General features: G+C 38.4%; 18 protein-coding genes and 1 pseudogene. 1 reads left to right on the forward strand and 18 read right to left on the reverse strand.

The features are described 5' to 3' along the window. Window positions 1-255: 255 nt before the first annotated feature. The 14 genes and pseudogenes from QZ169_RS04410 to QZ169_RS04475 form a co-directional block, all read right to left on the reverse strand. Complete coding sequence (locus QZ169_RS04410) at window positions 256-4,803, reverse strand: SpaA isopeptide-forming pilin-related protein (RefSeq protein WP_295505078.1); 4,548 nt, start codon at window positions 4,801-4,803, stop codon at window positions 256-258. Between the two features lie 327 nt (window positions 4,804-5,130). After that, window positions 5,131-5,220: pseudogene (locus QZ169_RS04415) on the reverse strand (SAM-dependent methyltransferase); the annotation flags it as partial. Further along, window positions 5,192-6,058: a PrsW family glutamic-type intramembrane protease gene (locus tag QZ169_RS04420; RefSeq protein ID WP_295505080.1), complete on the reverse strand. Its 867-nt coding sequence runs from the start codon at window positions 6,056-6,058 to the stop codon at window positions 5,192-5,194. The pseudogene QZ169_RS04415 and the gene QZ169_RS04420, both read right to left, overlap by 29 nt. Further along, complete coding sequence (locus tag QZ169_RS04425) at window positions 6,055-6,918, reverse strand: PrsW family glutamic-type intramembrane protease (protein ID WP_295505081.1); 864 nt, start codon at window positions 6,916-6,918, stop codon at window positions 6,055-6,057. The genes QZ169_RS04420 and QZ169_RS04425 overlap by 4 nt, the downstream gene beginning before the upstream one ends. 1,131 nt (window positions 6,919-8,049) lie before the next feature. After that, on the reverse strand, window positions 8,050-8,622 hold the full coding sequence (locus QZ169_RS04430; RefSeq protein ID WP_295505082.1) for an HD domain-containing protein: 573 nt from the start codon (window positions 8,620-8,622) through the stop codon (window positions 8,050-8,052). A gap of 80 nt (window positions 8,623-8,702) precedes the next feature. Further along, complete coding sequence (locus QZ169_RS04435; RefSeq protein ID WP_295505084.1) at window positions 8,703-9,227, reverse strand: DUF1697 domain-containing protein; 525 nt, start codon at window positions 9,225-9,227, stop codon at window positions 8,703-8,705. Window position 9,228: 1 nt separating this feature from the next. Continuing rightward, window positions 9,229-9,804, reverse strand: coding sequence for a DJ-1/PfpI family protein (locus QZ169_RS04440; protein WP_295505126.1), 576 nt, complete (start codon window positions 9,802-9,804; stop codon window positions 9,229-9,231). A 349-nt stretch (window positions 9,805-10,153) separates the two neighbouring features. Continuing rightward, entirely contained in the window at window positions 10,154-10,564 is a 411-nt protein-coding gene (locus tag QZ169_RS04445; protein WP_175859092.1) for a helix-turn-helix domain-containing protein, read from the reverse strand. Then, the gene (locus tag QZ169_RS04450) at window positions 10,561-11,301 is read right to left on the reverse strand and encodes a class I SAM-dependent methyltransferase (protein WP_295505085.1); all 741 of its coding nucleotides are present in this window, start codon (window positions 11,299-11,301) and stop codon (window positions 10,561-10,563) included. The genes QZ169_RS04445 and QZ169_RS04450 overlap by 4 nt, the downstream gene beginning before the upstream one ends. 185 nt (window positions 11,302-11,486) lie before the next feature. Then, window positions 11,487-13,358, reverse strand: coding sequence for a SpaA isopeptide-forming pilin-related protein (locus tag QZ169_RS04455; protein WP_295505086.1), 1,872 nt, complete (start codon window positions 13,356-13,358; stop codon window positions 11,487-11,489). A gap of 291 nt (window positions 13,359-13,649) precedes the next feature. Continuing rightward, window positions 13,650-13,835, reverse strand: coding sequence for a hypothetical protein (locus QZ169_RS04460; protein ID WP_268683207.1), 186 nt, complete (start codon window positions 13,833-13,835; stop codon window positions 13,650-13,652). A gap of 33 nt (window positions 13,836-13,868) precedes the next feature. Further along, on the reverse strand, window positions 13,869-14,216 hold the full coding sequence (locus QZ169_RS04465) for a class Ib ribonucleoside-diphosphate reductase assembly flavoprotein NrdI (protein WP_268683220.1): 348 nt from the start codon (window positions 14,214-14,216) through the stop codon (window positions 13,869-13,871). A gap of 9 nt (window positions 14,217-14,225) precedes the next feature. Beyond that, window positions 14,226-14,573 carry a hypothetical protein gene (locus QZ169_RS04470; protein WP_002931247.1) on the reverse strand — a complete coding sequence of 116 codons (348 nt, stop codon included), beginning with the start codon at window positions 14,571-14,573 and terminating at the stop codon, window positions 14,226-14,228. Window positions 14,574-14,734: 161 nt separating this feature from the next. Next, window positions 14,735-15,301 (reverse strand): TetR/AcrR family transcriptional regulator, encoded by a 567-nt coding sequence (locus QZ169_RS04475; RefSeq protein ID WP_268683208.1) that lies wholly within the window; start codon window positions 15,299-15,301, stop codon window positions 14,735-14,737. 151 nt (window positions 15,302-15,452) lie between these two features. Between QZ169_RS04475 and QZ169_RS04480 the strand changes: the two genes are divergently transcribed. Next, window positions 15,453-16,406, forward strand: coding sequence for a hypothetical protein (locus QZ169_RS04480; protein ID WP_295505088.1), 954 nt, complete (start codon window positions 15,453-15,455; stop codon window positions 16,404-16,406). A 104-nt stretch (window positions 16,407-16,510) separates the two neighbouring features. Here the strand turns inward: QZ169_RS04480 and QZ169_RS04485 are convergent, their stop codons facing one another. The 4 genes from QZ169_RS04485 to QZ169_RS04500 all read right to left on the reverse strand — a co-directional run bounded on the left by QZ169_RS04485 (window position 16,511) and on the right by QZ169_RS04500 (window position 19,235). Continuing rightward, window positions 16,511-16,996, reverse strand: a complete 486-nt coding sequence (locus tag QZ169_RS04485) for an immunity protein YezG family protein (protein ID WP_295505089.1) — start codon at window positions 16,994-16,996, stop codon at window positions 16,511-16,513. A 161-nt stretch (window positions 16,997-17,157) separates the two neighbouring features. Next, a complete protein-coding gene (locus tag QZ169_RS04490; protein WP_295505090.1) occupies window positions 17,158-17,637 on the reverse strand; it encodes a DUF6985 domain-containing protein in 480 nt (159 codons plus the stop codon). Window positions 17,638-17,961: 324 nt separating this feature from the next. Continuing rightward, entirely contained in the window at window positions 17,962-18,447 is a 486-nt protein-coding gene (locus QZ169_RS04495; RefSeq protein WP_295505091.1) for an immunity protein YezG family protein, read from the reverse strand. 77 nt (window positions 18,448-18,524) lie between these two features. Further along, window positions 18,525-19,235 carry a hypothetical protein gene (locus QZ169_RS04500; RefSeq protein WP_295505092.1) on the reverse strand — a complete coding sequence of 237 codons (711 nt, stop codon included), beginning with the start codon at window positions 19,233-19,235 and terminating at the stop codon, window positions 18,525-18,527. Window positions 19,236-19,273 lie beyond the last annotated feature (38 nt).

Raw genomic sequence — 19,273 nt, forward strand, 5'->3', positions numbered from 1 at the left:
CACTGAAAGTATACATAGGGGACAGCACCAAACGGTTGGTTAATTTGGCACCGTGACGCAATTGAATCGGGTCTATAATTTGTTTAGACATAGTAAAAATCTCCTTTCTTCTTTGACAACTATTATAGAAGATTCAGAGGCCAAAAACAAGGGCTTTTCAGTAAGTGGTATTAACCATCAGGTATCCGGTAAGAAAAGGATGGTCACCTGCATAAAAAAACAAGCGTCAATGTTCATTGACACTTGTTTTCTGTTTTATTTTTTGAAACGGATTCCGAAATAAACCCCACAACCAACTATGATAATCAAGCCTATAGCAAGTAGCGTAAAGCTGATTTCTGTACCTGTGAAAGGCAGAATTTTCTTCGTCTTCCCCTTATCTCCAGGTTTATCTTGGTCTTTTTCTGTTGGTTTATCTTGATTTGATTTTTTCGGATCTGGTTCATCTGTTTTTTTAGACGGATCCTTGTCTGGGCCAGTCGGTTTCGTTTGGTCAGTTACGACTAACGTCCCATCCTTGTATTCTACTGTATTTCCATTGGCATTTACAACTGTTACTGTACCATCGAGATTCACTTGGAACACGATGTCGGTAACAGCTAAGTAACCAGTTGGGGCTGCAGCTTCATGGAAAGTATACACTCCAGGAGCTAATCCAAGCTCATGCGATGTATTTGCTTCTGAAGTCCATTTCGCTACAGGATTACCAGTTGCCTCTTTGCCTTGGAAAATTTGAATCTCTGCACCAGCAATCTCAGTACCACCAAGGTTAACCTTACTGAAGGTAATCTTACGTGGAAGATCATCGTCCTTATCGGTTACTGTAACAGTTGAGCCGTTTGTTACGACCTTGTTCTCTTCACCCTTAGCGTCTTTTTCTCCTACGCTAGTCACTTCCACTGTACCGTCTGTTTTGACTTGGAAAGTGATGTCGGTTACTTTCAGGTAACCTGTTGGAGCTGCTTCTTCATGGAAGGTGTAGGTACCAGGTGCTAAGTTGATCTCCTTAGACTTACCAGCTTCCGATGTCCAGCTTTCGACTGCGTTTCCTTCAGCTTTCTCGCCCTTGTAAATCTTGATCTCAGCACCAGCGATTTCTGTACCGCCTAGGTTGACCTTACTAAAGGTAATCTTACGCGGTAGGTCATCATCTTTGTCAGTCACCGTAACAGTTGAACCATTGGTCGCAACGGTGTTAGCTTCACCCTTAGCGTCCTTCTCGCCAACATTGGTCACTTCCACTGTGCCATCATGTTTGACTTGGAATGTGATGTCAGTCACTTTAAGGTAACCCGTTGGAGCGGCTTCCTCATGGAAGGTATAAGTGCCTGGAGTCAAGTTGATGTCCGTAGACTTACCAGCTTCGGATGTCCAGCTTTCTACTGCATTTCCTTCAGCTTTTTCGCCCTTGTAAATCTTGATTTCTGCACCAGCAATCTCAGCACCACCGAGGTTGACCTTACTGAAGGTAATCTTACGTGGGAGATCATCATCCTTATCGGTTACTGTAACAGTTGAGCCGTTTGTTACGACCTTGTTCTCTTCACCCTTTGCGTCTTTCTCGCCAACATTGGTCACTTCCACTGTGCCGTCATGGTTAACTTGGAAAGTGATATCTGTTACTTTGAGGTAGCCGGTTGGTGCGGCTTCCTCATGGAAGGTGTAGGTGCCTGGAGTCAAGTTGATATCCTTAGACTGACCAGCTTCAGATGTCCAGCTTTCGACAGCTGTGCCTTCAGCTTTGTCGCCCTTGAAAATCTTGATTTGAGCTCCTGCGACTTCTGTACCACCGAGATTAACTTTACTGAAAGTAATCTTACGTGGAAGGTCATCATCCTTATCGGTTACTGTAACAGTTGAGCCGTTTGTTACGACCTTGTTGTCTTCACCCTTAGAGTCTTTTTCTCCTACGCTAGTCACTTCCACTGTACCGTCATGCTTGACTTGGAATGTGATGTCGGTCACTTTGAGGTAACCGGTCGGTGCTGCTTCCTCATGGAAGGTATAAGTGCCCGGAGTCAAGTTGAGGTCTTTAGACTTGCCAGCTTCGGATGTCCAGCTTTCGACAGCTGTACCTTCAGCTTTATAGCCCTTGTAAATCTTGATTTGAGCACCGGCGATTTCTGTTCCACCAAGGCTTACCTTACTGAAGGTCACCTTACGTGGGAGATCATCGTCCTTATTGGTTACTGTAACAGTTGAGCCGTTAGTCGCAACGGTGTTAGCTTCACCCTTAGCATCCTTCTCGCCAACATTGGTCACTTCCACTGTGCCGTCATGTTTGACTTGGAAAGTGATATCGGTCACTTTAAGATAACCCGTTGGGGCTGCTTCCTCATGGAAGGTATAAGTGCCTGGAGTTAAATTGATGTCCTTAGACTGATTAGCTTCAGATGTCCAGCTTTCCACTGCGTTTCCTTCAGCTTTCTCGCCCTTGTAAATCTTGATTTGAGCACCGGCAATCTCAGTACCACCAAGGTTGACCTTACTGAAGGTAATCTTACGTGGAAGGTCATCGTCTTTATCCGTTACGGTCAGAGTTGAACCGTTAGTCGCAACGGTGTTAGCTTCACCCTTAGAGTCCTTCTCGCCAACGTTTGTTACTTCTACTGTTCCGTCTGTTTTCACTTGGAAAGTAATGTCTGTCACTTTGAGGTATCCGGTTGGAGCTGCCTCCTCATGGAAAGTATAAGTACCAGGTGCTAAGTTGATATCCTTAGACTTACCAGCTTCAGATGTCCAGCTTTCGACTGCGTTCCCTTCAGCTTTTTCGCCCTTGTAAATCTTGATTTCCGCACCAGCGATTTCTGTACCGCCTAGGTTGACTTTACTGAAGGTAATCTTACGTGGTAGGTCGTCATCCTTATCAGTAATAGTCAGAGTTCCACCATTGGTCGCAACGGTGTTAGATTCACCCTTAGCATCTTTCTCACCAACGTTTGTCACTTCCACTGTACCGTCATGCTTGACTTGGAAAGTGATATCGGTCACTTTGAGGTAACCGGTTGGGGCTGCTTCCTCATGGAAGGTATAAGTGCCCGGAGGCAAGTTGATGTCCTTAGACTGATTAGCTTCGGAAGTCCAGCTTTCTACGGCTGTACCTTCAGCTTTTTCGCCCTTGTAAATCTTGATTTGAGCACCGGCAATCTCAGTACCACCAAGGTTGACCTTACTGAAAGTAATAGCTTTCAGACTATTGTCCTCCTTGTCAGTAATCGTCAGAATTGAACCCGCTGCTTGAACGGTATCTTCTGCTCCTTTTTTCACAAGAGTAACAGTACCATTAGCGCCGACAGTAAATGTGATATCTTCTACATATTGATAACCAGCAGGAGCATTAGCTTCAGTCAGCGTATAGGTTCCTGGAGACAGTTTTATTACTTTAGAAGTATTTTCTTCTGAAGTCCAGTCTGCAACAGGAGCTTCTTCCTGTTCAACATGATCACCTTTATAGATTTTTAGTTCCGCACCAGGAATTAATTTTCCGTTTGGATCTACTTTTTTGAAAGTTACATCCTGCTCGGTTACCGTCTTCTTATTGACGATTTCACGCGATACAGATTTGTCTGTTCCAAAATCCTGGGCACCAATCTTAATTTCCTCAGTTAATTTATCATATCCTCTAGGAGGAGTCACTTCACGGATGGTATAATCATCGCGCAACAAGTCACCCAAGTTGGCATTCCCGTTAGAATCTGTGGTTAATTTTCCGACAACTGCACCGCTCCGATCACGAACAACTTCAAATTCTGCACCTTGCAGGTTCTCACCATTTTCATTAACCTTATGGAGCTTAATAGTGAAAACATAGCCTTCTCCAACACCGCCGGCAATCTGATAAGAGCGATTTTCAGCTGATGTCGTTGTTTGACCACCATTATAGGTCATGGTAGCACTATTGGAAACACGCTCACCATCAACTAGATCGTAATCTGCTTTTGTCTTATAGTCCAGCAAATACCCGAAACCATCCATGTCGCCAAGGTCGATCGTGAATCCATCACCAGCAGCATTTTCCGTGATTTTTGATTGGAAATTAGCTGTCACGTCTTCTGTTGAATCCCGAACCCAATCTCCATTATTCCAGCGCCAAGCAATTTTGTAGACCCGAATTGAGTCCCTCATGATTTTAAAATTAGGCGAAGTAATCTTGTCAGTTATCGTTACTCCGGTATAATGCTCCATATTGCGGTTAATCGCAATATTGTAATGAACCTCGTTCTTACCGTCTTCTGCTGCCTGATAAGAGCTCTTCTCAATTTTTGAGTCATATCTTTTGGGTGGTCCATTATAATGGACGATTCCCGGATACAACATCCGACCTCCTACGGTAAATCCACCATTCAAGTCACCTTCTTGTCTCACAACATCATGGTCAACTCGTGCATAGAAGAAGAATTCTCCTTGGACACCAGACTTTTGCTCAACATAATTTGTATAGGTCAAAGTAATGGTCTTGTTGGTTGAATCCAAAAATCCATTTGCCACTACGTTATCCGAGCCGTCCTTAAGCTCAATAGCTGAAGAGTTCCCAAAAGCATACTCAGAAGGCAAGGTGATTTTTGTCGTATCTCCTTGATGTACTTGGTTATCCGGCAAGACAAACTTTGCGTAAACTCGAAAAGTTTCCCAAATATCAATTCCCTGCGTCAAATCACCACCTGAAGAATTCTTCAGGCTCATCTCAGTGATAACATCACCAAACTCAGCTGCTTGCACCTGAGTAAGAGGAGCAACTGATGGCAAAATGACTCCTAAACAAAGAATAATAAGGTGGAGCAATGCTCTAATCCTTTTGTTCATGCAATTTTCCTTTCTCACAATATTCAGTTTTAAATGTACAATGTAATTGTATACTAACTGAGCTTCCCCATCTTGTCAGTGCCCGCTTTCTAGAAAACGAACATTTATAGATACATTACATCTACATTTTATCATACTATAAGAAAAATGGCTATACACAAAAGGAGATTTTTTTAACATTTGTTTAGCTTTTTGTCATTTAGAAAAGATGGACGATTTATATGGTTCATTTGCAAATCAGACCAATATTGCTAGGGTCAATTGCGTCTGACAATCAATGTCCTCAATAACATAGAAAAACCGGAAACAAAGTCCGGTTCTAATCATTTATTTCCTAAACGTCAGGGCATAAAATTTCCCATCCCAGAGGAATTTAAATTCCTTCTCTTTAACTCCAGCCGGTATAACGGCCTCTAAAAAGATGAGAATTTTTCAATCGTAATTCACCTGACTGCCTATCTATATCTTTTGCTAAACTATAGGCTTTATAGAGGACTAAAAGACTAAAAGCAAGCTCAAAAGCTAGAATTATCCGACCCCAATAAGTCTGATTCGCTGGCAGATTCCACAAGAAATGTAAAACAAAAGGCAGCATAACACAAAATAGGCCATAAGCAAATACAGATTGATTCTTCTTATGATAATGTAATATCAGTGCAAGACCGAAAGTAAGCAAAGATGTATATAGCCCGTGAGACATAAAAGCCGGAACTAAACGGCTTATGACTTGTGATAGAGAATCAGCCAAACCACGGTCTACATTATTAGCAATCCAAACAAATTGTTCTTGAATTTCAAATCCTGTACCCGCAGCATAGCCCAGCAGCAATATTGATTTTAGATTTTTTACTGGAACAAAGTAATAGGCGAAGACTACTGCTAGAAGTTTGGCAGGCTCCTCAATAGGCGGAGCAACAACAGAGTCCTGAATGATATTCACCCAGGAAGTCTTAGGAAAGTTACTTTCTAATAAATAAGTCAGTCCCCTATCAGCCGTACTAGATAGAAACTTCGACAGGAAAAGTCCGCCTATCAGTGCTAATAAAATAGCTGCCAAGGGGGTCTGCCATTTTTTAGCCAAAAGAAAGAGCAAAAGAAAGACTGGAACAATATAGAAAATTTCTAATAAACTAGCTACTCCCACTATCCCATAATCAGTACCTGACAAACTATAGGAGATATAAGGTTCTGTAACGACTCCTAGTCCAAGTATCACTAGAAAAAAGTAAATAAAAAGAATAAGTCTTTTCTTCATTCCTTTACCCCCATTCTGAAATCAAGGAAATGGTTGTTACCAATGTTTAAGTCTTGTTTTCGATCAAATTTTTTGGCAAAATGAAAAGCTTCGTAAAGAACAACTAAACTGAAAGAAACTTCAAAAGCAATCATAAGGGGACTGAAGGATAAGTGACCGTTTGGTAAATTCCATAGAAAATGCAAAACAAAAGGCAAAATGAAACAAAATATTCCTTTATAAAATACTGATTGATTCTTCTTATAATAAAGTAGCATGAGTATTAAGCCAAAAGCCGTTAAAGCTGTATAAAGTCCGTGAGAAGTCAAAGCTGCGAAAATTCTCCCCAGAGCCTGAGAAATGGAATAAGCCAATCCTTTATCTAAATTTTTAGCAATAAAAGTGAACTGCTCCCTAATCTCGAATCCTGTCCCTGCCGCATAGCCTAGCAACAGTATAGATTTTAGATTTTTCACAGGCATAAAATATATTACCCAAACAACAGCTAATAACTTGACTGGCTCCTCAATAAATGGGGCTACTAAAGAGTCTTTAAAGATATTAAAGAATGAGTGACTAGGAAAAGTTGACTTTAACCAAGCAAAAATGCTCTCATCACCAACTATAGCAAAAAAACTGGATAAAAATAAGCCACCTACAAAAGCTAGCCAAAGAGCAACAGAAGGCGTTCGCCATTTGCGAGTCAAATAGGCCAATAATATTATAATAGGAACAATATAGAAGAGTTCAAGCAGACTCACTACACCAACAATCCCATAATCTTTTGCAGACAAACTATAAGATAAGTAAGGATTCATGGATAATCCTAACCCAAGACAAATCAGGGATAGGTAGCTAAATAAGACAATATTTTTCCTCATAAAAAGCCTCCTTTTCAAGAAAAACTACAAAAAGACTTATTCGAAAACGAATGATTATCATTTTTTTGCTTAAAATTCATCGAATTTATCCTCTTGAAAATAATGTAGTTGACTGCTTGTAAATCAGATTCTTAAAATCAACTGTCAAAAATTTTTGAATGAAATAGTAAAACATCTTACTAATTTCATTCTAGCAAAATATTAAAATTTTAATCTTACATAAATCTTACGTTCCAAACTTATAATCTTACAGTATTGTAAGATTGCAAACATAAGCAATTCTAATATAATCTGTCATTTCATTTCCGGTGTCAATTTATTGTAAAAAGTTTAAACCTTCTTCAATCCCTCATATTAAATATTCTAGAATACAAACATCAATTATTTTTCAAAAAATTTGCAGTTATTTTTTTCATACAATATTCCTTTCTAAAAAGTATGATATTAGCCTTAAAATCATTTCTCTATTTGGAGAAAATCAAAAGGTCACCCCCTATTATGCAAAAAAGAAGATAGGCTTTCCATAACCTAACCTTTCATTTCAGCTTTTAAACTTACATTTTTGTCACTTAGCATGAAGGAATATTTTTCTAACAATTAAACTGTGTCGAATGTTTCTTTTATTCAGAATCAAAAAAACCGGAAACAAAGTTCAATTCCTACATTTTTTGAAACTTACAACCTTGATTTAACAATGTTTTAGGACTTTTCAATTTTATAAAATAGACTCTTTTTTCAAATTTTAGTAACTTTTAGGTAATTGTTAATATAAAACAAATCCAAAATAACATATTACTCTCTCGCTTTAATATTATCTACACTGTCAATTTCATATCTACATTTTTTAAGATAAAGTAAACTAATAACAAAATCTAAATGTAAAATCATTCAACAAAAATATACTAATCTTTACCTATTGAGACTTTATCTTATAAACCATCAATCTGCATTAAAATAATCATAAACCTCTTTAAAAAGGGTATGCAATATTTCTTGCTCTTCTTCATCTAAATTATTTTCAGAGACTAGCTCATCCAAATACTTAGGTACAGTAGAATGGTTTTTAATAGTCGATTTAGCATATCTTCCTATCAAATGAGTCTTTTATAAAAGTTAATTTCAATATTTTATTCAGTACAATTCCTTTTCTAGTTCATTTAGGAAGGTGATTACAAATTGATGGCGACTTTCTGCCATTTGTTTGGCAGTCTCCGTGTTCATTTCATCTTTTAAGAGGAGCAACTTGTCATGGAAATGTTGGATGGTATCAGCAAGGGGCCTCCCTTTGTGGCCACCATAGGAAAAAGTTCGCGCAATTCCTACAGCTCCTATCGCATCCAGGCGGTCTGCATCCTGGACAATCTTTCCTTCTATGGTTTCTGGATGTTTACCGCGATTTTTGCTGAAAGAAACAGCATTGATAACCTGGCAAATCTGGTCGATTTGGTTTTGAGGAATACAAATCTCTTCTAGAAACGTGCGAGCATTCGCATTATTCTCTGTTTGAAATAATTTATCATCATCAGCATCGTGAAGAAGAGCTGATAAGCCCACTATCTCCATATCACATGGACCTTCTGCTTGTGCGATTCTCATAGCATTGGTATAGACGCGAAGGATATGCTCTACATCATGGCCATCCGCTCGATCAGCAAATAAAGTTTTAACATACTGCTTTGTAGCATGGATTCGTTCTTCTATCATCGTTCTTCTCCTTATCATCTCATAGTCATCAATTTTTGCTTTTCCACTTTTATAATATAATTTTATCTGATTCTGTCTGATTAAAACTTTGAAAGTCGGTTAACTACACTCAATTTTCGCATAGTCATCCGAATTCCAAATTTCTTTTCAAGATAATTAGTGTTTAAACGTTTTTTTCGAGCATCACGTGGTAAATATAGGTAACAACACTCACGACCACCATAGAACTCTTCATCTCCAAAATTCTCTCTACTAAGTTCTGTTAGAGTACTTTCGGGAATCTCTTCGTTAGTAAAAACTAGATGAATACGAGAACTATCATAAGTATTATCAAATGGATTTTCTTGAATAGCAATCTCTAATTGATTAATTTCTTTGATAATTATTGATAAATCAGCTCCAATTTTATCCAAAATTGTATCATGAACTAACTTTCTGATTTCTTCGTCAGATAACTCTGATTCTAAAATAATATTCCCACTCTGAATATATGTTTGAACGTTTAAAAAACCAACTTCTGTAAGGATTTCTACTAAATAAGACATTTTGGGAATTCTATTGGTACCAGTTGGTGTTACTCCACGAAGGAAAATAATCTTTTTCATATTAACTTTCCAATGCGTCTTTTTCTAGAGAGTTCATCATTTCGCCATAATATTGAGGATCTCCCGTTGAAAAATAATTAAACCATGCTTCAACTGTAGTTTTTGAATACAGGCCCAACTCCTCGACAATAAACTTAGCCCATAATAAAGAGCCGGCTGAACTCGCAGTAATAAGCTTTCCGTCTTGAACTGCAATCTCATCTTTATAATAACCATGTCCTCGATAATGTTGGCTCATCTGGCTTAAAAAGAATGAAGCATTACTTGTATGATATCGATTATCTAAAATTCCTTTTTCGGCTAATCCCAAAGTAGCTCCACAGATAGCTCCAACTAAGATATTTTCTTGTAATAATTTAGAGGCAAGTTCTAAAACGTCATCTTGCTCATTGTTCAACCAACTATCTCCTCCGATAAGCAATAGAGCATCTGTATTTGCAGTATCTATATCATATAGATTAAAATCTGGAACAATTGTCATTCCTCCAGCAATTTTTATAGACTTTTTCCCTTTAGAAACCGTTAATATTTTTACTTTGGATTCTCCTAACATAGCCTGTAAACTTAGTGCATGCATCAAATAGCCGTGTTCTCAATCGGCCATAGTATCTTGAACATACATATAAATATTTTTCATAATGCTTACTCCTCTTTGATAAATGATCGAACTATTAATTGTTTTTATTGTATCATATTTTGTGTTTCGCTGTAATACCAATATTTTTTACTTCATCAGTAAAATAGCGACTTTTAAATATTGAACAACCTACGGAGGCTCACCGTAGGTTTGTATTTATGTTATCAACTTCTGCAACATTTCAACTGCTTGTCCTCAATATCACTGTGCTCCCGTTTAAAAGCAGAGTCAAGAATTATGACAAATAGTACCAACATCTAGAATGAATTTAGAACCTAAAAACAAATCATCAATCTGCATTAAAATAATCATGAATCTCTTTAAAAAGGGTATGCAATATTTCTTGCTCTTCTTCATCTAAATTATTTTCAGAAACTAGCTCATCCAAATACTTAGGTAGAGTAGAATGGTTTTTAATTCCATTCATGACAATTGCAAATTTCAGATCATCTAGTTCAGTTTTATTAAACCCTTTTAGCTTCTTCAAATCAATTCTAGTGATTGGATGTGGGACAACATCTAGAGTACTGTAAATCGTTTTTCCTAATAAATAGTCTGTTGTGGTATCAAATAATTTTGCTAATTTGACAATGGCTTCTAAACTAGGTTCTAAAGTTCCATTTTCCCAACGAGAATAAGTACCTTGTTGTACATCAATCATCTCGGAAACTTGTACCTGAGTCCAGTTCTTCTGATTTATTTCCTAAACGTCAGGACATAAAATTTTCCGTCCCAGAGGAGTTTCAACTCCTTCTCTTTGACTCCTGTCGGTATAGCGGCCTCAATTTCTCCTAAATCAACAGTAGCGTCCTTAAAATAGTTCTTGCTGAAGTGGTTCTTCTTATATTGCTTGTCCACATAGTCTGCCGTCTCGTCTGAAATCATAATCTTAGTTCCTGGCTTAGCCACCCGCAGCATTTCCTGCATGGCCTTGGCCTTATCACTAAAGAAATTAATTCCACCGATATGATAGACGATGTCAAAGCTATTATCTGCAAAAGGCAGGTCTTCTGCACAAGCATGAAAGAGTTGCAGATTTGTCTTCTTGGCACAGGATTTCTGACATTTTTTCAGCATGCCTATGGAAATATCCGCCCCGACAAAGTCTAGGCTTTTCAGGTCAATATTCTCAGGAATGTAGCGCAGGTCTTGACCAGTCCCGATAGAGACATAAAGGACGGATAGATGATCCTTCCATTCTATTTCTGCCATCTGGTCCTTTCTCAGCTTGTCAATAGCTTTGCCATGGAGAAGTGGCCCCATCCATTTCTCACCAAAATCATACCAGCGAGCCAAGCGATTGTACATGGTCATATACTTGGCATTGTCCCCTGAGACATAGTCCGGATTCAGCGCCAGATAGATGTCTCCGTCTTTTTGAAGATCCTCTAACTTCAATCCTGGCTTCAGCTTCTCTTGTATTTTTGTATCTGTCATATCTTCTGTCTCCTTTTTCTATTTGCCATTTATTATAGAGGATTCTGAGACAAAAACAAGAGTTTTTCCGTAAGTGGTTGCCCTGCATGAGTAACTGGAAGAAATTGCTCAGTAAGTTGCAAAATAGCTAGACAAAATAAGCAAACAAAAAGAAGATAAAGCATTCTGCCCTATCCTCTCTTTGTTTATTTGCTCAGTCGAGTCTTATGGTAAAGTCCTAAAAGAGCCAGAACTACCAGACCAGCAAGAACTAGTCCAAGACTTTCGGCAGAGCCAGTCGCAGGAAGAACTTTTTTAGATTTTCCTTGACCGTCTGCTGCTTTATCAGAATCAGATGATGGATTTGAATCTGATGATTGACTTGGCTTGGTACCACCTTGAACCGACTTATCCGGTGTGCTTGGTTCAGCAGGTGCCGCTTGGTCAGTAATGAACAACTTACCATCTGTATATTCTACAGCATTGCTATTAGCGTCTAGAACTGTTACAGTGCCATCTTCATTAACTTGGAAGATAATATCTGTCACAGCCAGATAACCTGTCGGAGCCGCTTCTTCATGGAAGGTGTAAATACCCGGCTCTAAGTTGATTTCTTTAGATTTGTCAGCTTCTGAAGTCCAAGATGCGACAGGACTGCCCTTGCTTTCCCGTCCCTTGAAAATCTGAATCTGCGCACCGGCAATTTCCTCACCAGCTAGGTTGACCTTACTGAAGGTTACCTTTTTGTCTCCAGGAGTTTGCGTTTGCTTGTTAACGACATTTACTGCGACCAATCTGCTGTCTCCAGAATCTCCAGATGCTGGACTTCCTACGTTCAAAGTCTTACCAAAATCCGTCGGACTGATGGTAATATCCTCTGTCAGGCGATCGTAACCAGCTGGAGCAGTCGTTTCACGCAGGATATAAGTGTCACGCAGAAGATTACCAACTTCTGCGTTCCCATCTGCATCTGTCGTGATTGTGCCAACCACCTTATTGGTCGCTTTCCGCACCACTTCAAAGACTGCACCGCTCAGAGAAGCATTAGACTCATCTGTTTTGTGAACCTTAACCTTGAAGTTATAGCCTTCAGACTTTCCGCCAGCAATTTGATAAGAGTATTCATTAGTTACAGACACTGTCTCGGTATTGTTGTAGTTCATAGTAGCCTTATTTCCTACAACTTCTCCATCAGCCAAATCATAGTCAGCCAATGTCTTGTACTCAACTAGGTAGCCGAAACCTTCTACATCTCCGAAGTTGATTGTCAAGCTATCACCTTCAGCGCCAAAGGTCATCTTAGACTGGAAGTCTGCTGTTACATCTTCAGTCGAATCACGCGCCCAATCTCCATTATTCCAGCGCCAAGAGACCTTATAAACTCGTACAGAGTCTTGAACAATCTTAGCGTTTGTGTCACCCAGCTTATCCGTCACAGAGACATTTTTGTAGTTGCCCATGTTACGGTTAATGGCCACATTGTAGCGGATTTCATTCTTAGCATCAGCATCCCACTGAAAAGCACTCTTTTCTAGCAGAGACTCATACTTTTTCGGCGGTCCATTATAATGAATGCTGCCGGCTGGAATCCTATTATTGCCGACCGTGAAAGTAGCTGGAATATCCCTTTCCTCTGTGACGACCTCGTGGTCAATCCGCGAATAGAAGAAAAACTCGCCTCTGACACCAGACTTCTGCTCCACATAGTCTGTGTATGTCAGTGTGATGGTCTTGGCATCGCTATCCAGGACTCCATTAGCTACCAGAGCTCCGTTTTCATCCTTGAGCTCAATAGCTGATGAATTCCCAAAGGTAAATTCATTCGGTAAATGAATCACCGTTGTATCACCTGCATGAGCCTGGTTGTCCGGCAGGGCAAACTTAGCATAGACACGGAAGGTCTGCCAGATATCCACACCATTGGTCAGCTGCTCACCAGAGTTAGTGGTCAGGTGCATCTCAGTGATAACATCATTCAGTTCCGCCGCCTGAGCCTTAAGGGTTCCGGCTAGGAAAGGCAGGAACACACCTAGACAGAGAATGATGAGCTGAAACCATACTCTCAGTTTTTTATTCATGCAATCTTCCTTTCTCACAAGTAAAATTTGTTTAAAAGTATAGCGTATTGGCCAGCCAGTCGAACACGTTCTTTTCATGTTTTTCTGCCTTTTTGACAAACACTGGAAAGACAATACTAATTCATTGTACCATATTGACTATTAAAAAACTATAGGAATGCTCACAGGGGTTTATCATAAAAAGGAGAAAGAAGACGCTAATCCTTCTCTCTCCTTTTGATACGCAAAAACAGGTCAAAAGATGACCTAAAAATCATTGAACAAATTAAGCTCTTCTATTTTGACAAAAAGTCAATCTTTCTGTGACGCACTGGAAGTTGCATCTACCTGATTCTGATCTGTTTCTTCTTGTTTGGAAGAATTTCTTTCCGTCTTATCTGAAGTTTCGGGCTCTTTCTGTACATGCACGCAGGCCGTTAGGATAAAGACAGAAATCAGAGCCAGAAACAAGCTCCCAATTTTCTTGAATCTAGACAAACGAGTTCTCCATTTATACGAAACTTGATGAGACTAGCACTCAGCCAAAAATGACTGCACAGTCTTGACATCTTCTGAACTACCGCCGCAGTCAATATCGCAGATATGCTGGAGCCCATATTTTTCGATAATCAAGGCAGTCGCCCCGCAGAAAGTCCGGCCATGTTTAACAGAATCGCCATTGTTAACAAAACCTTTAATCAGCCCAGGATGCTTCTTGATAAAGCGTTTGGTAGACCATGGAATTTTCCCAGCACCAGCATTACGAGTAATGAGAATACAGGGCTCTTCCAGTTTCTCCTTGATGCTCTGGGTCGGATAGCCCAGTGATTCTGCAAAACGTTTACCGACACCAGTATTTGAATCATAAACTACAATCATCTTCATTACCTACTTTCTTAAAAAAAGGATAGCAAACCAGGTCGCAAAGCCTAAAACCACAACATCTGAGATGAGCATAAGCATAAACTCTAAATCTGGCATCATGTGAATGTAAATCAGCAATGACAAAGTTGTCAAAGCCAGTACCGCCAGCTTAGCAACTGCCGGCAAGCCCGGAATCAAAGCTGCTCCGATTAGAACAATGATGAGACCTCCGACTAAAAATGACTGAAAATCCACACTTAAACTAAAACCAACTGTCACACCGCCGTAGCCAATGGTCAAAAGACCAATCGCGACCAGACAGATACCCAAAATAGCCATTCCACTCATAGCAAATCCTCCTTGCTTGTTCATTCTATTTCCTCACTTTCTATTTTTGAATGAACGCTTCCAAATATTCATTCAAAGCTTTCTAACCATTCCTATTCGCACTACATAAGACATCACCTCCTTTGTTTGTGAATGAATAGTTTTAGAAATTCATTCACTAATGCTTTTAAGAAAAGGAATTTCCTCTATTTGGAAAAAATCCCCTTAACAAAATATTTCACTAAAGTCTCAAGACTATCGAAGTAGCCTGAAAAATCCTGTTCTGTAACATGCATGTCTATGTAATAAATCAAGTCATAAACCTTCATGATCTCAGCTATTTTCTCCTGCGAAAAGCCCTCTTCCTGCAAGCGCTGGCTGAAGGTCTGAATCAGAAACTGATGAAAGGCATTGGATGCTCGTCCGGAATCCTGATTATAGTAATCGTGCAGAATCTGAGAAATCCCTGGCTTGTTCCACTCAGCCAGAATTTTATTGGGTGAAATCAATTCAAAAGTGACTGCAAAAAGCTGTTCAATGATTGCCTCGGGCTCGCCCTGCCAGTCTACGCTTTGCATGATTCCCTCACGTATACGGCTATTTTCAGTTACATAAACCTCCAAGAAGATAGCTTCCTTGGACTCATAATACTTGTAAAAAGATCCGACAGCCATCTGGCTTCTCTTAGCAATATCAGAAATTCCAGCTGCCTTATAGCCTTTTTCTGCAAAGACTTCTCTAGCCGCAGCCAGGAGCTCATTTTTTTTATCCATTTCCACGCCTCTTTTGTGAATGAATTATATTTTGTGTTCATTCATATTTTAACACAATCTTGCCACTTGTCAAGCATTTATGCTATACTATACAAAAAAAGATAGTTTGCTAATCAAATTATTTTTTAGATTATATTTTGGAGGTTGAGCTATGCTCAAGGAAAGACGAAACCAGGGTACCATCGCCCTAATGGTAATTTCTCTTATTTTTCTAGCTGTTGCTGCAGTGATGGGCTTTATCCAATACCAAAAAGTCAACACCAAGACTGCCTATGACCGAAATAGCAATCCTGGAGCAGATTCAGCAGTCTATGCTGAAGTGTCATATATTTTCCCAGAAGCTCTGATTGAAGTAGACGATAATACCCAAGTTTGGCTGGTTGCCTACCAAGACGGATATGTTGGTCTGCAGGCTAAAAAAGGGGACAAGCAGATTGCCCAGCTCTTGGAAAAAGAGAAAAAGGGCGAGCTGGAAAAAAATCCTGTCCGAATCGTTGGCTCCTACGTTAATGCTAACTCCCCTAAAAAAAATCAGGGATATATCTCTAATTATGGTAGTCTCGTTCGCGGTCTCCTAGCAGACAATCCCGAAGTCATCACAGTAATGTCAAGCAGCTCCTATATCTCTATCACTGAATTTGAGTCTGACAATCTTGCATTCATGTTCTACATTCTGTTTTTGATTGGACTCTGTGTTTTCTTTGTCGTTATAGGAATTATTGGCCGCAAGAAAAATATCGCTGCCTACGAAGAAATCTATGCAGCCTATCCAGAGGCCAAGGACAATCTCAATATCCTGCTGGAGCAAGCTTCTTTCCACGACGATGTGCTGAAAATTGCTGTTTATAAAGATCATCTCATTACCTACTATCGAGGTTTCAAGGCGATTGATCTCAAACAGGTCGTCCATCTCTACCACCACATTCTCACCATGCATCGTGGCTTCGTTGCTTCAAACAGAAACTCAACCTTAGTTGCTGTTCGAAACAATCAAAAGAAATACCAAATGCCTATTAAGAACATTGGTAAAACAACAGATACCAAACTCCAGTCAACCTTTGACTATCTCTACAACCACTTCCCTCATATCAGATTGGGAGTGTAAATGACTATAAAATAAAGCTAGGTTAGTCCTAGCTTTAAATTTCTGACAAACTAGTTCTAAGTTTGTCTTTTTTGTTTTATTGATATAGTACAAGAGATAATCTTTTATTTACTATTGTACTTTCTTTGGAAGACTTCTATGGCCTTGAACTGTTCAAGATCTTTTTCGTTTCGAGGTTTAAAGCCAAGATATTGATATCTAAAGAAATTTATTCTCGCCGTTGGTCCAAATTGACTTTCATTCCATGGTGCATAGTCAAAGTCCAAAGAGGCTCTATTATTTTCATCCACCTTTATTGTAAAGGCAGACCACTCTGCCAGACCCTGCTCGATGAATATCTTCTTCATCTCACCACCTAAATCAAACAAGTCCATAAATTCATTATCAAATTCGTCTTCAGAAATGTTAAATAAAGATGGAATATCCATATAATAATGATATTCTCCTTTATATTTAAAGAAAAATACTACACCGCCACTAAGAGTTTTATCCACTTCAAAGTTGATATAAAGATCTTCCCACTCAACCGGAATCATATCATTCACTTTATAAATAATCTCTGTCATTTTCTCATTAATTTGTTTTTCCATTTTATCCTCCGATTTGGTCTATTACATTGTTTTATTATAATCCTAGTATATCACAAAAAATATGTATCACCATTGATTAAACCAGAAGAAAACCACCTTAAAGGTGGTTAAGTCACAAGCAGTTTTCTCCTGAATCAGTCAGTTATCAAGAAAGAAACTATCTATAAAAGTATATCTTGAGGACCAATCTCAGACAATACGCCGTTGGTAAATTTTATCGCTAGTCCGTTTTCCTTATCCCAATCACAATCACATAAAAAGCCAAATTCTTCAACATTTTCGTCAAAGGTCAAAGGAAACATGATTTGCTTGAGCTTCAACAAAGAGTAAATTTGTTCTTTGTCTCCAATTTTATCCAAAAAATATTGTTTTTCGTCTGTATTTGTGTAACCAGAAACAATATTTGATATTTCACGATTATAGTATGATACAATGGCACAATTAGCTTCTTTTACAATTTCATCTAAGTGTTCTTTAAAAAAGATATAGGCTCTTTCTTGATTTACTTCAAATTTTCCATCATCATCTGCATCAATAATCATTTCTAAAACATACTGCTCACCAAAAATAGTGACGGTCATATCTCGAGTCCAACCATAATTAAATGTTAGTTTACCAAAAATGTGATGATTCAATTCCATTATTTACAACTGCCTCTCTAAAAAACTAATAATTTTTAACTGCTGCAACTCTACCTAAATGTCCAAATTTAATACTGATAATAGCCGAGATTAATCGCATTGTTTTTATGTCATTAAATCATGCCAAGCAAATTTCCCTTATTTTCGAAGTTTGGTTATTTCTTTTCCAGATATTTCTAACTATTTTACTAAAAGTTCATCAGCTACTTTAGTTTTCTTTTGATTTCCTATTCGCGTTCACTATAGTTCTAACAACATAAACAATATCTACTGCCAACTTTCTAACCAAGTTCTGCCTCTAGGGAGGCTTTGGGTTTGATGGAACTATTTTCCATTATGATCTCTTTGAAAGGCTTCCATGGCCTTGAACTGTTCAAACTCTTTTTCATCTCGAGACTCAAAACCAAGGTATTTATGCTTGAAATATTTTAAAAGAGCACTTGGTCCAAAGCCACTTTCATTCCATGGTGCATAGTCAAATTCAGCAGATAATTTCGTACCAAGAACCTTTAGCGTACAAGAAGACCACAATGCTTGTCCTTCTTTTTCAAATATTTCTCTCAATTCCCAAGCCAGTCTAAAGATTCGTCTTTCGTTTTCTTTAAACTCTGAAATAGGAATACTATATTGCTTTGGTATATAGAGATTGTAGATATACTCATTTTTCCCTTCTTCATTAAAAAAATAATAAACTCCTCCTCCATCAGAAGCAAGACTTATACCAATATAAAGATTATCCCAAGCTACAGGTATTGTCTTATGAACGCTCTGCGCAATTTCCATCACTTTTTCGTTTATCTGTTTTTCCATATTTTCCTCTTTCTAGCTCGCTAAATTGCAGCTGGTAAATCTTGCCCATTTTTAACCGTATTGACACAAGTTTCTTTTTAAAAATCCAGTCCAATGATAATCCATTCATCAATGATATCCCAAAAATTTAAGTTTCCTTTAGGAAGCTCTTTTGTGGACCAAAGATAAGCTCCAGTTTCTATATTCTGCGTCAAATCCAGAACGATATAGGTCCCCATCCCGTTACTGAAAAAGTTATAGCAAGAGGTCAAATCCATCTCCAGCTGGTCTTCATATTCCCATTCAAAATCAGCCATAGAATCGATATTTTCAGCGCTATCCAAGCCCATTGTTTTACTCGGATAGTAATAAAAACCATTATGAACCTTTGTGTAAAAGTCTACAATTATTTTATCAATATTTTCAACTGTACAATCAAATTTTTTACCAAAATTTGATTCAGATAGTGGGTTTTTCCCTTCGTAGAAAGCTATCTTTTGAGTCTTGTAACTAAGAATGGTATACAAAATAGAGTATTCATCCCCAATTTTCATCAACTCAATATTTGTCAAATAAGTTTTCAGGTAAAGAATGGTATTGCTTAGTTCTCTTGCAAAGTATTTTCTCCATTCTCCTAAAATAGCTGATTTTCTATCTTCCAAATTATCAGTTAGAAAAGCAACTTTCCAATATTCTGGAATGGGAGCATTCAAAATAGTTGATTCATCGGTTACAAACTCCACTTTCTTTTCAGACGATAGCGTATATTTGTTTAAAAATGCAATCTTTTCATTTACCATTTTATCCATCTTCACCTCCGAATTTTTTTAAAATCAACTTATTTGTA

The sequence above is a fragment of the uncultured Streptococcus sp. genome (genome assembly GCF_905372115.1).
Classification (GTDB): domain Bacteria; phylum Bacillota; class Bacilli; order Lactobacillales; family Streptococcaceae; genus Streptococcus.

What these genes read in the sequence shown, in the direction of transcription:
- QZ169_RS04410 (WP_295505078.1), bottom strand. Translation starts at nt 4,803, where the DNA reads ATGAACAAAAGGATTAGAGCATTGCTCCACCTTATTATTCTTTGTTTA.
- QZ169_RS04420 (WP_295505080.1), bottom strand. Translation starts at nt 6,058, where the DNA reads ATGAAGAAAAGACTTATTCTTTTTATTTACTTTTTTCTAGTGATACTT.
- QZ169_RS04425 (WP_295505081.1), bottom strand. Translation starts at nt 6,918, where the DNA reads ATGAGGAAAAATATTGTCTTATTTAGCTACCTATCCCTGATTTGTCTT.
- QZ169_RS04430 (WP_295505082.1), bottom strand. Translation starts at nt 8,622, where the DNA reads ATGATAGAAGAACGAATCCATGCTACAAAGCAGTATGTTAAAACTTTA.
- QZ169_RS04435 (WP_295505084.1), bottom strand. Translation starts at nt 9,227, where the DNA reads ATGAAAAAGATTATTTTCCTTCGTGGAGTAACACCAACTGGTACCAAT.
- QZ169_RS04440 (WP_295505126.1), bottom strand. Translation starts at nt 9,804, where the DNA reads ATGCATGCACTAAGTTTACAGGCTATGTTAGGAGAATCCAAAGTAAAA.
- QZ169_RS04450 (WP_295505085.1), bottom strand. Translation starts at nt 11,301, where the DNA reads ATGACAGATACAAAAATACAAGAGAAGCTGAAGCCAGGATTGAAGTTA.
- QZ169_RS04455 (WP_295505086.1), bottom strand. Translation starts at nt 13,358, where the DNA reads ATGAATAAAAAACTGAGAGTATGGTTTCAGCTCATCATTCTCTGTCTA.
- QZ169_RS04465 (WP_268683220.1), bottom strand. Translation starts at nt 14,216, where the DNA reads ATGATTGTAGTTTATGATTCAAATACTGGTGTCGGTAAACGTTTTGCA.
- QZ169_RS04470 (WP_002931247.1), bottom strand. Translation starts at nt 14,573, where the DNA reads ATGAACAAGCAAGGAGGATTTGCTATGAGTGGAATGGCTATTTTGGGT.
- QZ169_RS04475 (WP_268683208.1), bottom strand. Translation starts at nt 15,301, where the DNA reads ATGGATAAAAAAAATGAGCTCCTGGCTGCGGCTAGAGAAGTCTTTGCA.
- QZ169_RS04480 (WP_295505088.1), top strand. Translation starts at nt 15,453, where the DNA reads ATGCTCAAGGAAAGACGAAACCAGGGTACCATCGCCCTAATGGTAATT.
- QZ169_RS04485 (WP_295505089.1), bottom strand. Translation starts at nt 16,996, where the DNA reads ATGGAAAAACAAATTAATGAGAAAATGACAGAGATTATTTATAAAGTG.
- QZ169_RS04490 (WP_295505090.1), bottom strand. Translation starts at nt 17,637, where the DNA reads ATGGAATTGAATCATCACATTTTTGGTAAACTAACATTTAATTATGGT.
- QZ169_RS04495 (WP_295505091.1), bottom strand. Translation starts at nt 18,447, where the DNA reads ATGGAAAAACAGATAAACGAAAAAGTGATGGAAATTGCGCAGAGCGTT.
- QZ169_RS04500 (WP_295505092.1), bottom strand. Translation starts at nt 19,235, where the DNA reads ATGGATAAAATGGTAAATGAAAAGATTGCATTTTTAAACAAATATACG.